This is a genomic window from Pseudomonas sp. LS-2 (assembly GCF_003605735.1).
GTDB lineage: Bacteria > Pseudomonadota > Gammaproteobacteria > Pseudomonadales > Pseudomonadaceae > Aquipseudomonas.
Map to the genome: position 1 here is coordinate 78,107 of NZ_QXTJ01000040.1, position 12,547 is coordinate 90,653.

Sequence of the window (12,547 nt, forward strand, 5' to 3'; positions counted from 1 at the left end):
TATCTGCAAACGGTTGTGAAGCTGTGCCCGGTGCACGTGTCATGGCTATTTCCTTTTTCGCTTCGAATGAGAGGCTGTCGCTGCCGGCGTACCCTGATGTTCTTGGTCTGTTGCCTCGATCAATGGCTGTTCGTCCATCTTTGGCTGGGTGGTCACACCCTTTTCAAGTCGAGCGTTCAACTCTGCTACGAGCTTGGCCAGTTCCGTCTCGCGCACCGTGGCTTGAGCGGCTGATAGATTGAGGGATTTGATCTCGCCGCTTAACTCAGTCACCTGGGACTTATGATGCTCAATGATCGCCCCTGCCCTGGCTTCCACCAGTGCGAGAGTCTGTATCTGGGCAGTGAGGGTCTGTATCTGGTCGCTCTGAGTGTGCAGCGCCTTGGTTTGTTGGCGCGATTCCGCAAGCAGACGCTCGTTATCTCGGTTGAGTCTGGTGGACTCATCCTGCTTGACCGCCAGTGACTCCCGAAGCTTTCGTTGCTCGACCTGCGACTCGTGCAGTTGACTTTCATGCCGGCGCTGATCCTGATCACGCTGCTCCTTGACCGACTCACGGTAGTGCTCCAGGGCGCCGCGAGCATGAACATGCTTTTCCTCAAGGGATTGGATCTGCCTGTCTTTTTCGACGATCAGCACCTCCAAGTCGCCGCAGCGCTGGCTTAACCCGGCGTTACGGGTCAACTCTGCCTGAAGGGACGACTGGGAAGTCTGGAGTTCTGCCGCCTGAATCTCCAGGGCCGACTGCTGCGCGGCCACTGTCCGCTGGGAGGACAGGAGCTCTGATTGTAAGTCGGAAATCAGGGATTGAGATGCGGCCCGCTCGATTTCAAATTCGGCTTTCGCATCTGCAGCGGCTTTGGCCCCCTCCTCCAAGAGCTGATCCAAAAGGCTCTCCAGCATCAATGTGAGCTGGTCTCCGAGCCGCTTGCGAGTTGGCTCAGCGCTGGGCTCGGAAGCTTCCAGCTCTCGCAAATACCGTGAAATCGTCGTGTTCGAGCCGGTGTTGCCCATCTCCGCTCGAATTCGATCGATCGTGGGGTTAAGCCCCCTCGCAAGCAAAGCGTGTCTTGCTTTTTGCACCACCGCTTTGTTTATACCGCCCCGCGCCATGATCACTCCGACGATTTCGTATCATATTACATCCAATGGAATTACATTCAATGATAGCTCAACAAACTAAATTTGAAAGCCAATTCCTAGAAAGCCATAATAGAAGTTTATGGCTTCCTGATCCTTGCGTTTGCGAATCTCTGCTTCGTAGCGGTTCAAAATGCGGAGACGACCCAGATTTCGTGGTGAAAATGCGATGGAAAAGGCCGATCGGTACCTCAACGCGGGTACGCGAGAAAACACGAAGAAAAGCTACCGAGCTGCTATCGAGCATTTCGAGGTGACATGGGGAGGCTACCTCCCTACGACCGGCGACGGCATCGTGCGGTATCTCGCTGAATACGCCGACCAGCACGCCATTAGTACCCTCAAGCAGCGCTTGGCCGCATTGGCGCAATGGCACATCACCCAAGGATTTCCTGACCCAACGAAGACCCCGAACGTGCGGCAGATGATCAAGGGTATACGTGTCATCCATCCTGCCCGGGTCAAGCAGGCAGCTCCGCTGCTGCTAACGCACCTGGAGCGCGCGATAAATTGGCTCGAAAATGAGGCTGCTGCCGCTCAGGCACGCAACGACTACAAAGTACTGTTGAGGCATCGTCGCTCCATCGCCATGGTGCTTGTCGGGTTCTGGCGTGGCTTTCGCGGGGATGAGCTGACCAGGCTCACAGTAGAGAACACTCAGGCCTACAGTGGAGAAGGCATCACCTTCTACCTGCCGTACACCAAGGGCGACCGCCAACATGAAGGGACAACCTTTGAGACGCCGGCGTTGAAGACGTTATGTCCGGTCGAGGCGTATCTAAACTGGATTACCGTTGCAGGAATCGCCACCGGCCCAGTGTTCCGTCGTATTGATCGATGGGGAAACCTTTCGGACAAGGCCATCCAGCCGCACAGCTTGGTTCCAATGCTACGGCGGATATTTAGGGAAGCAGGACTCCCCGAAGACCTCTACAGCAGCCACTCGATGCGTCGAGGCTTTGCGACCTGGGCATCGGCTAATGGTTGGGACATCAAAGCTCTGATGAGCTACGTGGGATGGAAAGACATGAAGTCGGCGCTGCGCTATGTCGATTCCAGCGTGTCCTTCGGTGGCCTGGCTGTACGATCAGCCTCTGCACGTTTGAGCAATCCATGATCGCCCACTGTATGCGACTAGATCGTGTCCGCATGGCCGATGGAAGTGATGAGAGACAGCATTGTCGACTGACCGGGTTCGATCCCATGCATGCCTGAAACTCCTGAGGGTCGGGCCTTCAGCAAATCGACGGCCAAGACCACAGGTTTGAGAATCGTCTCAGCTGCGGACACATTAGCTCCTCGCTTCCCGGAGTAAGGTCGTTATGAGGTCATCCAGGACGAACTGCATTTCGCTCGCCGTCTGCGCCTGCGAACGAGGCGATTCCCTGCTTAAACATCGAGTGGCGTCGAATCATCAGTATTCAGTCGAGGCCCGTTGTCGCCGACAGTGCTCTGTGATTCACGCGGCCGCGGTGCACGATTGTGCTTAAGCTGGTTCAGCATCCACTCCTCAGCCGCATCGAAGGTACGCATCATCTGCTCAAATTCTTGATGGGTCAGCGGCCTGGGCGTGTGGTCGTGTTTCATGGGGTCTCGTAGGCAATCAATACAAATCCGTTTGAAGGGCGCGAACCGTTTGACCGCAGCCCAGCCAGGTTTTTTTCACCCCGTTCAACTCTATTGTGCAGGCAGATATGGCGGACTGGCCAGGGTAGAAATCGAAGCAGTCTACACCGCCGAAGCCTGCTCACTGTTGAACTAGTGACTCAGGAACAGTCAAGCCATGGATACGCAGCCGTGGAATGACGTGGTAGCGTTGGGAGCGTTTGAATAGGGGAATCGATTGATGGCGGTCACCGTAATTTTTGATGCCTTTGGCACGCTGCTGAAGATCTCCGAAGGGGTGCACCCCTATCGACAGCTTCTTAAGGAGGGCATACGGCAAGGACGTCGACCTCAACCCGATGATCTTCATGTGTTGATGACACAGCCCTTGGGCCTTCAGCAGGCCGCTGACTACTTCAAAATTCAGGTATCACCTGCTCATCTAGATGACCTGCAGCACGCACTTGATTTGGAACTGGCTCGCATTGAACCGTTTGAAGATGGCCTACAGGCTGTAGAGCTACTGCGGCGCGAAGGAGTCAGGATCGCGGTGTGCTCGAACTTGGCCATGCCCTACGGCGAACCCGTGAAGCGTTTGTACCCAAACCTCGATGGCTATGGGCTGAGTTTCGAGATCGGTGCTATGAAACCGGATCGCTCGATCTACCGCGAAACCTGCGCTCTCGTCGGAGCAGAACTCAATATGTTTTCTGGATCAGATCTGACGCTGATGATCGGCGATTCTGCGAAATGCGATCGAGATGGCCCGCGCGCGGCGGGCATCCGGGGTTTTCTCCTGAGCAGGTCAGGGAGCGGCGATTTCGAGAGCCTTGTCCGATTTGCGCGTACGGTGCTGCAGGAGATTCAAGTCGCCTGAATAGGATCTGGGCGCATCCCTGGCCGGGATCCTGTAGGCTGGTCGCTGCAGCATCCGATGTCCAATTCGTTCAGGCCCAGAGGTCAAGAGCCTCATTAAGGGGTGTGTGCCTTTGAAGAATCTGCCCGTGAGCTTCGGCAATTCATCCCATGCCCGCACCGAGCTTACATTCATCTGCAAGACTCACCTTGCATCCCCTTCCCATCAGCCTTATCGGGCTCCATGATGACACCGCGTCGATCTGAGCCCTGGCAGCACGGCGACGATGGTTTGTTCTCGCTTCGTTCAAGCGACAGTACAGGTGCAGCGCTCAACTCCTCATCAATGGAGCGCGGCCACAGGGCTAAGAAAAACGCGATTAACATCAGGAAGTATTTCAAGTAACAAACTCCAACTTTAGGGTGCAAAGGTTCGTCATCAACAAGTTGACTGCAGGGGCGCGACAAGGGAAGTGGAGGTTGCTACAGCGACCGGAAACTTGTCAATCATTGTTTTAGTGAGAGCGATCGGGTTCGGCTTATATAATTAATCTTAATTGACAATTTCGGCGAGCAACTCGTCCTTTGATATTTCAAACATATTATATGAATTGCCAGGGCTTTCAGCTGATTATGAGAGGTATATTCTTGTCTTATTATATACCCCAAATTGACAACTGTTTACCTCCAGAAGGAAAGCGCACTGTTTCTCGGCCCTTATAAGATAGGCTTTCACGCTGGATCCGCGGACGACTCGATCTAAACAGAGAAACGTCAAAAGACCCCAAAGTGTCACCTCTCACTGCTCCAAGAATGACAAAAAACGCGGTACAAATCTGCGATTTCGTAGGGTGTATGGCGTTACGACGGGCAAACATTTCAATTCAATTGACACCATTTGCGCTTGGTCGCCGGAATTTTCACCCGACGAATGGTTGTACAATCAGAGCCTAGGTACCGCGATGCTTCGCAAAGGGAGGCTCGTTGAGAATGATCCACCCGTGGTGATGTGGCCGGGCCTGTTGCATCGCAGATTGTGCTGGCGCACGCGGTTGGACGCCATCACATCCCTCCCTTCCAGCGGACTCCTGGTCACGACAAACTACCATCCAGCCAGCTTAGCGAATGCTCGTATCATTCCGGGCACCACACATCAATCTCGCACAAAAGGTACGACATGCTCATCGGGGTAGAACTGAGCGTAGAAGCACTTTTGCGACATTTCACTGGCTATCAGGCCGGGGGCTTTCGTAAAGACTCGCGCCTCACAGAGGCCTTGCGAGGTCTGGCGATTGCAATCAAATAGTCCATGAACGCAACGTATCCAAGCGATGAGTCGGTCGCAATGGGTGACCCAGGACACTGGAATCAGCAATCGGTCTGCTTCAAGGCAGGGAACTAGCTGTCAGGTGGTTATCCAGGCCAATGCGCGCTTTAAGCGGACGCGTCCGATAATCCTAAAGCGTCTTCGAGCCACCCGAGAAGTCCCTCACCAAGCCGTTGCTATGGAAGGACGCTTCGGGCGACGAAAGTGGTGGAGGAAGTTCACAGCGGTTGCCCTCCGATACCCGGAAACCAAAAGCCGCCCTAGTGGGCGGCTTTCTTATTCAAGTTTGTAGATCACTGGGCCAGCCAAGATTCCACCTCGTCGCTACCATGCTCAGCTTTCCAGGCCTTCAGCGTCTTGTGGTTGCCCCCCTTGGTTTCAACGATCTCGCCGTTGTGAGGATTCTTGTAGACCTTCACTATGCGTGCACGGCGAGTGCCTTTCTCAGCAGCCACAGGCGCGCCCTTCCGGCTGCCGGCCTGTGGGTCGAGAATGTTGATCACGTCACGCAGGCTGTAACCGTGCGTGGCCAGCAGATCACGGAGTTTGGTTTCAAACTCGATTTCCCGTTTCAGGCCGTCGTCGTTTTTCAGTGTTTCCAACTCTGCCAGTTGGGCTGCGAGCTGTTGTTCCAATTTGCGAAATTCTGCGAGACGGGACATGTAATACTCCAAGTATTCGGTTGATAGGTGTGATGTTAGTTGAAGCCGGGACGCGAGTCATTCGGCCTTGATAAATGTTTCACCGCCCGCTCAACTCAAGTCGGCCATCACAACTCAGCAGTGCTTGAAGCTTTTGCCCATCAGCGTCAAGCGGAACGATCCACCAGTGGGTGGTAGCATCGTAGTGATTTCCCCCAACCAGCTGGTACGTCCGGGTTCCTGAAGCGTTCTGGTGCCGCGCAAAGTAGTCGGCCACGGACTTGTTGATGAAAGCCGAATCCTCATTCGGACAGTTCAGCTTGTAACTGTCGTCGCCACATCCACTCAAGGCCAGCATGGTAAAGATGGCCAGCGTCCCTCTGAAGCTCATCCCAAAATCCTTCCGTGTTTAATCTGATGTCGTAGAGCAAATTCGTATTGACGCCAAGGCGTCGTTTACACTGCACTACCGATTTCATCTGGCGCGGCCATGAACCTTACAGACGCTCTGCTGATCCTGCTACTTGCTGCACGCATTCATGGCACCGATGAGGGCGTCCGCACAGCAGCTAAGAGCGTCGTGAAGAAGCTTCCACGCAGCAAGCGAGATGGGATCTACAAGGTCATCGACAGCAAAAGTCCTTTGAGGATGGTCGAAGTGATCGCGCAGCATCTCGAACTTGAGAGCCCTCCTCAGGAGCAGGAGAACAATGAGCAAATCGTATAGCGTGATCATCGAAGACTGGGACGGCGATGGTGCAATTCGCCTCCCTGATGAGGTGCTTCAGGAGATGGATGTCGACGTAGGCGACACTCTGTACTTGATCGAAGAGTTCATCGGAAACAGCCGGTGCCTGGTGCTTTCGAAAACACCGACTTTGCCGGGTCGGATTGATGAACTGGTTAGGTCTTGGAACAGCCATAACCCGAAGCGAGACTGACTTCTTGAGGGCGTGCCCTGCGGGCCGGCTGGCGTGAACCAAGCCGCCCCGCTCCGCTGGCCGTCTTGGCCCTGCGGGCTTTCATCCTCACGCCTGCGCGCTCCGCTTGCCATCGCCCTATCAAATGTTTCCAGTCAGTAGATACCCCACATCTAAGCGAATCTGGTCACCGTCACGTAGGTGCCACAGCCTATCGCACGCAGAAGAGTTACCCCCATGTTGTGGTAGCCTCCTTGGCCTTAAACGCTAGTCGCATCATTCTTATTCGAGAATGGGCCAGCACTGAAGGTGGTGAATTCAGGACGCTTTATGTCGATCAAAACAGCCGTAGCTACCGTGCTCAAGGCAATGCGAAAGGCTCGTGGGCTCTCACAGAAAGACTTGGCAGAAGTCAGCAGCCGCACTTACGTCTCGAAGCTGGAACGTGGGCAGAGCAGCCCTACGTTGGAGATGATGGCGACTTTGAGCGCCCCTCTGGGCCTGAGCCCACTCACATTGGTAGCCGTCACAATCAGCGCCGAAACAGGACAGCCGATCAGGTCACTGATCAGCCGCTTGGAAGAAGAGATCGGTCAGTTGAACGAGGCTGGCGTGCTTGGTGAACTGCAGACTCCACTCGCGACTCCATCGCCAGCAAATCGAGTCAGGAGTCGTGCCAGAGGCGCACTCCCACCCGTAGCGTCTAATCAAACCGAGTTTTGCTTTGGTGATTGAGTGAGGGCACCGGAGGATAAGCAATGTCGCCAAACGGCCCCATCACGGATGCAATGACAGTCCTTTGATCGCCTTGTCTACCGATTTCTTGGGGCGCCTCAACCCAGCCAACCAAGTGAAGGCTTTCACGATCCTTTTACAGGAACGCCTCTCTGTTGGCTTCGCCATGGCCGGTGCAGCCCATTGCGAACACGAAGGGCAGCATCTGAGCCCCCGCTCTGCACCCCGTAAGTGAGCCATCTGCGCTCCATCGAGAGTCGCTTCGAACACGAGTATCCAGTGCCAGCCGTACTCTCACACTCAAAAATGGACGCAACGACGCAGGTGGTTCCTTCCCAGCAGTAAGAGGAATCACCTGGCGCAGCTCTGTCACCGTGGGCACTTTGTGCTGGACGACAAGATCGTAATCACCCCACCTTGAGATCCTTCAGGTGAGCATAGCTGTCGACGAACCGCTTGAATTTATGCTGTCCGCACGTGTATGCCTCGTACTTGGAGGGTTGCGCATCGCTGACGCAGGTTGAAACGGGCTCTACAACCGCATCGAAATCCAAGTCGATAAAGAGCGGGATGGAATAGCGCTCTTTGCCGCTGATGTTGACCACCCTATGCATTGTGGAAACGTAACGATCGTTGGTCAGGGTCTGAACGAGATCGCCGATATTGACGATGAAGGTGCCCTCGATCGGAGGCGCGCTGACCCACTCGTTGGCGCGGTTGCGTACCTGCAGGCCGCCAACGGCATCCTGTGACAGTACCGTTAGGAAGCCATAATCGGTATGGGCTCCGATCCCAATTTCTTCCTGGGAAACCTTACCCATCTGAGGAGGGTAATGGAGAATACGTTGGATCGTGATCGGCTTCTTCTGAAGCTTCTCAAAATAGTCCGCAGGCAAGCCCAGACTCAGCGAAATCCCGCTGATCAGCTTCCTGGAGAGAGCGAACACTTTGGCGTAATAGGCTTCAGCCACAACCTTGAAGCGAGGCAACTCATCTGGCATTTGATTGGAGCCAAAAAACGGCGAGACCTCGTCCGTATGGGCCCCATAGTCGTAGCACTCTTTGAAATCTCGGGTGTTGGTAGGGTCGACATTCTCAGCGTACATCGGAATATAGCCGCGCAGGGTTTGTCCGGAGTTCACAACATTGAGCTTATTCTTTTGCTCATACGGAAGATCGAAAAACTCTTTGGTCAATGCATACATCTCATCGATAAGCGACTGGTCAACGCCATGGTTTTTTATGTAAAAAAAACCGACCTTCTCGCAAGCCTGGCCAATTTGCAGGGCAACACCCTGTGGATCGCTATTATCGATTAGGGCCGCTACGTCTATGACAGGGATTTCATTAAGTGCTATCTGCTTGCTGGCCAAACGAACATCAGTAAACTCGGACATTTATACTGGGCTCCCGATCATCAGTTTTCGCGTGCTTGGAAGTGCTGGCTGCCGCCCGCATATTATTACCTACTCATCACAACGAGCAAGGCATAGTGCTTTTATGAAAAAGAGGGCTAACGTTAGCCCCCTTTTGGCACGATCAGATTTTATTTCTTGGCAGCTGCCCGAGCGTCAGCCAGCCAGCCGTCATACTTCTGCTGATTAGCAGCGATCCACTCTGCCGCCTGGCGTTTAATATCTTCCAGTTTATTTGCACCGTCATGCATCTTGAGATTCTGGGCGCTCTCGTCAGCCGTGGTAATTTGCATTTCAGAAAGGAACTTAACCGCTGCAGGATTTTTTGCAGCAAAATCCTTATTCAAAACAGCTCTGATCGTATCAACCGAGAAGCCTAGGTTCTTGCCATTGAAGGTGGTGTTGACGTCGTTCTTCCCGCCTGGGAGATCTGTCTTAGGCACCGCGAGCCATACAACGTCTTTGCCTTCTACAAGTACGCCGGAAATCCATTGTGGTACCCAGGTGTAGTAAAGGATCGGTTTGCCTTCTTTATAGCGAGCGATCGTGTCCGCCATGAGGGCAAAATACGAACCACGGTTATGGGTAACGGTTTTTTCAAGGTCATACGCCTTCATGTGATGCTCAATAATCAGCTCGCATCCCCAACCTGGATTACAGCCGGTCAAATCAGCTTTGCCGTCGCCATTGCTGTCGAAGAGCTTGGCGATTTCTGGCTTTCTGAGATCGGATATATCTTTGATTTTGTAGGCATCTGCCGTCTTATTATCGATCATGTACCCTTGCAAGATACCAGGCATGATATTCCCGACTCTCAGCATGGTATCGTCGCCACCAGCCTTGGTATAAAAAGTCGCGTGCAACTGCTCCCAGAAGTGAACGGTGAAATCCGCGTCACCATAAGAGATCGCAAGTAGCATGGCTGCGTACTCAGTCTCTTTAGGCTGTTGCACTTCATAACCGAGCGCCTTCAGCCCTGCAGATGCAATTTCACCTCTGAATCTCTCCTCGGCAATAGTTGGAAAAACCGGGGTTACAGAAATGCCTTTGCCGGGCAACTGAGGGTCAGCAGCAAAACTGAAGACTGGGGCGATGGCTAACCCGAGTGCCACGGCGGCTATCTTCCGAGTTGCGCTTTTTTTTAGGCTTTGGATTTCTCGATACATATTGTCCTACCTGGCTATGTTCAAAGGGCAGAGTTACCGTCGGTGCTACTGCTGTACGGCTTTTTATAGTTCCGCCGTATTCAGCTTTTTTTCTTCAAAATCCAGCATATGAAACGCACCAGTTCAGAACTCTGATTCAACCACTGCCCAATGGGCAATTTGTGGATATCTAGAGATCCTGGCTTGAGTGCCAGCACGAAGGCATACCCGCGCTGTAAACAGGATCAAAGCAAAATCACCAAAATGGCCAACCGCTGACAGCATGATTTAGTAGATAGGCAGGAGCAATTGCAGAAAAACACGACAGGGTAGTACATAGCGACCATCCTTTTATTATTATGTATGAGTTCGCTTGAGGGGCGTCTACGTGTAGGAGTAGTGGCCTCCAAATTATTACCATAACGCCAGCAAGTCTAACAACATTTACGCTAGGTAATGGATAACTCTACGTTATCGATCATGGCAGTTATGGGTACCATCCGTGCTGGATTTTGACGTCAATCCATGTGTGTAGGTTGAAGGACGTATGCTACCGCCTACTCGAATCAAAGATGCGGCCAGGATCACCTTGAGGATCGGCCTCGCAGCGAGGCATGCCGGCGGTGCAGACACCAGAGGCCTGATGATTAGCTTCGCATTGCCGCCCTGTCGACGAGCCTGCATGGCCGGTCACGATTCGAGAGAGGCGTTAGACCGTCGTGAAGCGATCGGTTAGCTTAGAAAGCTACTGTCAAACGGGTAACAAGTGAGCACTTCTACGCCCTCATCGGTGACTAGGACTTGGTTCTCCAACTTTATCCCGTCACGCCCTCCCACCTCGCCAATATACGCTTCGACACACAGTGTCATTCCAGGCTCAAGCTCCCCCTCATATCCGTAAGACTCTTCGTCTTCTGGGTACCTGATGCATGGGTACTCATCGCAAAGTCCTACCCCGTGATAAAGCACCCCATAGCGTTGAGCTCGGCAAGATTCAGGAAGCCTGTGAGCTTTAGCGGTCAACTCACTAAATCTTGCTCCAGGTTTAATCAGCTCTGTGTTGTGAACAATATGCTCATGAGCAATTTTATAAAGTCTCTTTTGCTCAGCCGTGGGGTCAAGCCCTCCACAGATCCAGCTCCTAGACATATCCACGCAAATACCATAAGCACCAATCAGATCGGTGTCGAAAGACACCAAATCCCCATCACTCAGCACTCTAGGGCCAGACTCTTGGAACCATGGATTAGTGCGTGGCCCAGAACTTAAGATACGTGTTTCTATCCATTCGCCCCCCCTACGTATGTTACCGAGATGAAGCGCCGCCCATACGTCATTCTCCGTGACGCCTGCACGCATCGCAGAGTGCATTTCAGCTACAGCGGCCTCACAAGCAGCTACGGCGCATCGCATAGCTCGAATTTCATCAGCGCCTTTCACGACCTTAGCCAATTCCATAACTTGCTGTCCGTTGCAGACTTGGATCCCTAACGCATCTAGAGCTCGCAGGCCCGCGACCTCAATTCTGTCTACAGCCAAACGTCGGTTTTGGCCAGAATGATGGCGTAGTAGCTCTTCAACCTGCGAAGCGAAGTGCTTGGCGTGCTCGTCGGTGCGCTCGCCCGTTTCAAAATAGAAGAAAGACGCCCCACTGCGGAGCTCATTGATCAAGGGCAAATGTGCGGATAAATGACCACATCCATGAAAGTCCCACAAAACAACATGGCCACCAGCTGAAATAAAGCATGCTCTCCCGGGATTGTGAGTAATCCAAAGCTGCATGTTCGTCGTATCGGTCGCGTAGCGGATATTGAGGGGGTCGAACAACAATACCCCCGCCAAATCACGGGCGACCAACTGGTCAACTATCCGTTGCAATCTGTACTGCCGCATATTAGATAGTTGAGGTGGCTCTAGACCAAGACGCTCCCACTCAGCGAAGGCCATCGGGGTCGGGCCGATTTCAACCCGGTCATTGTCATTTAGAGAGCCATCAGGCTTGGTATCCGATGCTTGCCGTCGTGCGGGATCAATGCGTCTCGAACTGCTTGGAATTGAAAACGGAGAATTCATCATACAAGGCCACCATTCTGGTTTTTGGTTGTGATCGCAAGCATGTTTAATAGAGCCCAGACGTTTCGCAGATCTTGCTTTAGCTTGAAAACTAACCACATTCACCACTGGCTGTTATGAAAGGCGCCTAGACCTTCATGTCTATCAGTCAGTGCCATTGTGTTAATGCGCAGACATGGGAAGCCAGTCAGAATCAAGGATTGACTGGTTATGCCCTCAACTGGGTTGTTCTCGGCGTCTTGCGCCGCTCATAGGTAGCTCGGTAGCTCCCAGGGGCCGCGCCAAAGAAATCCCTGAAGCGCTTCTGAAAATGCGGCAGGCTCACAAAGCCAGTTGAGATGGCGATTTCAGTGATGGATCGATTGGTCTGCAAGACCAACTGTCGTGCCCTGGTGAGCCTAAGCTCCAGATAGTAGCGAGAGGGAGTGGCACCAACGAAACGACCAAATCGACGCTCAAGTTGGCGCTTGGAAATTCCTGTGCATGAGGCGAGCTCGGGAATGCTCAACGGCTCTTCGATATTCTTTTGCATCAGCTCTAGGGCAAGCTTGAGCGTCTCCGGGAGCGTTGGATCGGTATCTACCGAGATGGCTGATATCCCCGCCAGATGATCATGCTCATCACAGCCGAGAACCTCTTCAACCGCCTGAGTCAGGGCGCTTCCTTTTCTGACACGAATGAACTCCAGCAN

The 12,547-nt window shown here is 53.2% G+C and carries 13 protein-coding genes; 5 read left to right on the plus strand and 8 right to left on the minus strand.

Annotated elements, in window-relative coordinates; all coding sequences use genetic code 11:
* Window positions 1-45: 45 nt before the first annotated feature.
* Window positions 46-1,113 (minus strand): DNA-binding protein, encoded by a 1,068-nt coding sequence (locus D3M70_RS25930; protein ID WP_120128525.1) that lies wholly within the window; start codon window positions 1,111-1,113, stop codon window positions 46-48.
* Between the two features lie 196 nt (window positions 1,114-1,309).
* On the opposite strand from D3M70_RS25930, the gene D3M70_RS25935 reads away from it, so the two are divergent.
* Window positions 1,310-2,257 carry a site-specific integrase gene (locus tag D3M70_RS25935; protein ID WP_165869890.1) on the plus strand — a complete coding sequence of 316 codons (948 nt, stop codon included), beginning with the start codon at window positions 1,310-1,312 and terminating at the stop codon, window positions 2,255-2,257.
* 272 nt (window positions 2,258-2,529) lie between these two features.
* Here the strand turns inward: D3M70_RS25935 and D3M70_RS25940 are convergent, their stop codons facing one another.
* Window positions 2,530-2,727 (minus strand): hypothetical protein, encoded by a 198-nt coding sequence (locus D3M70_RS25940; RefSeq protein WP_120128529.1) that lies wholly within the window; start codon window positions 2,725-2,727, stop codon window positions 2,530-2,532.
* Between the two features lie 259 nt (window positions 2,728-2,986).
* Here D3M70_RS25940 and D3M70_RS25945 point away from each other — a divergent pair, with 259 nt between their 5' ends.
* The gene (locus D3M70_RS25945) at window positions 2,987-3,622 is read left to right on the plus strand and encodes an HAD family hydrolase (protein ID WP_120128530.1); all 636 of its coding nucleotides are present in this window, start codon (window positions 2,987-2,989) and stop codon (window positions 3,620-3,622) included.
* A gap of 1,598 nt (window positions 3,623-5,220) precedes the next feature.
* Here the strand turns inward: D3M70_RS25945 and D3M70_RS25950 are convergent.
* Both D3M70_RS25950 and D3M70_RS25955 read right to left on the minus strand, forming a co-directional pair.
* On the minus strand, window positions 5,221-5,589 hold the full coding sequence (locus tag D3M70_RS25950) for a histone-like nucleoid-structuring protein, MvaT/MvaU family (RefSeq protein ID WP_120128532.1): 369 nt from the start codon (window positions 5,587-5,589) through the stop codon (window positions 5,221-5,223).
* Between the two features lie 79 nt (window positions 5,590-5,668).
* Window positions 5,669-5,959: a hypothetical protein gene (locus D3M70_RS25955; RefSeq protein ID WP_120128533.1), complete on the minus strand. Its 291-nt coding sequence runs from the start codon at window positions 5,957-5,959 to the stop codon at window positions 5,669-5,671.
* A 99-nt stretch (window positions 5,960-6,058) separates the two neighbouring features.
* On the opposite strand from D3M70_RS25955, the gene D3M70_RS25960 reads away from it, so the two are divergent.
* The 3 genes from D3M70_RS25960 (at window position 6,059) to D3M70_RS25970 (ending at window position 7,223) form a co-directional block, all read left to right on the plus strand.
* Entirely contained in the window at window positions 6,059-6,295 is a 237-nt protein-coding gene (locus tag D3M70_RS25960; RefSeq protein ID WP_120128535.1) for a hypothetical protein, read from the plus strand.
* A complete protein-coding gene (locus tag D3M70_RS25965) occupies window positions 6,279-6,509 on the plus strand; it encodes an AbrB/MazE/SpoVT family DNA-binding domain-containing protein (protein ID WP_120128537.1) in 231 nt (76 codons plus the stop codon). Before D3M70_RS25960 ends, D3M70_RS25965 begins: the two co-directional genes overlap by 17 nt.
* 348 nt (window positions 6,510-6,857) lie before the next feature.
* On the plus strand, window positions 6,858-7,223 hold the full coding sequence (locus D3M70_RS25970) for a helix-turn-helix domain-containing protein (protein WP_375233045.1): 366 nt from the start codon (window positions 6,858-6,860) through the stop codon (window positions 7,221-7,223).
* Between the two features lie 407 nt (window positions 7,224-7,630).
* On the opposite strand, the gene D3M70_RS25975 is transcribed toward D3M70_RS25970, so the two are convergent.
* The 4 genes from D3M70_RS25975 to D3M70_RS33710 all read right to left on the minus strand — a co-directional run.
* Window positions 7,631-8,620: an isopenicillin N synthase family oxygenase gene (locus D3M70_RS25975; RefSeq protein WP_120128540.1), complete on the minus strand. Its 990-nt coding sequence runs from the start codon at window positions 8,618-8,620 to the stop codon at window positions 7,631-7,633.
* A gap of 149 nt (window positions 8,621-8,769) precedes the next feature.
* Window positions 8,770-9,804, minus strand: coding sequence for a glycine betaine/L-proline ABC transporter substrate-binding protein ProX (proX, locus tag D3M70_RS25980; RefSeq protein WP_120128541.1), 1,035 nt, complete (start codon window positions 9,802-9,804; stop codon window positions 8,770-8,772).
* 711 nt (window positions 9,805-10,515) lie between these two features.
* Complete coding sequence (gene dddP / locus D3M70_RS25985; protein WP_120128543.1) at window positions 10,516-11,859, minus strand: dimethylsulfonioproprionate lyase DddP; 1,344 nt, start codon at window positions 11,857-11,859, stop codon at window positions 10,516-10,518.
* A 205-nt stretch (window positions 11,860-12,064) separates the two neighbouring features.
* A partial coding sequence (locus tag D3M70_RS33710) for a helix-turn-helix domain-containing protein (RefSeq protein WP_256659988.1) occupies window positions 12,065-12,546 on the minus strand: 482 nt, incomplete at its 5' end.
* Window position 12,547 lies beyond the last annotated feature (1 nt).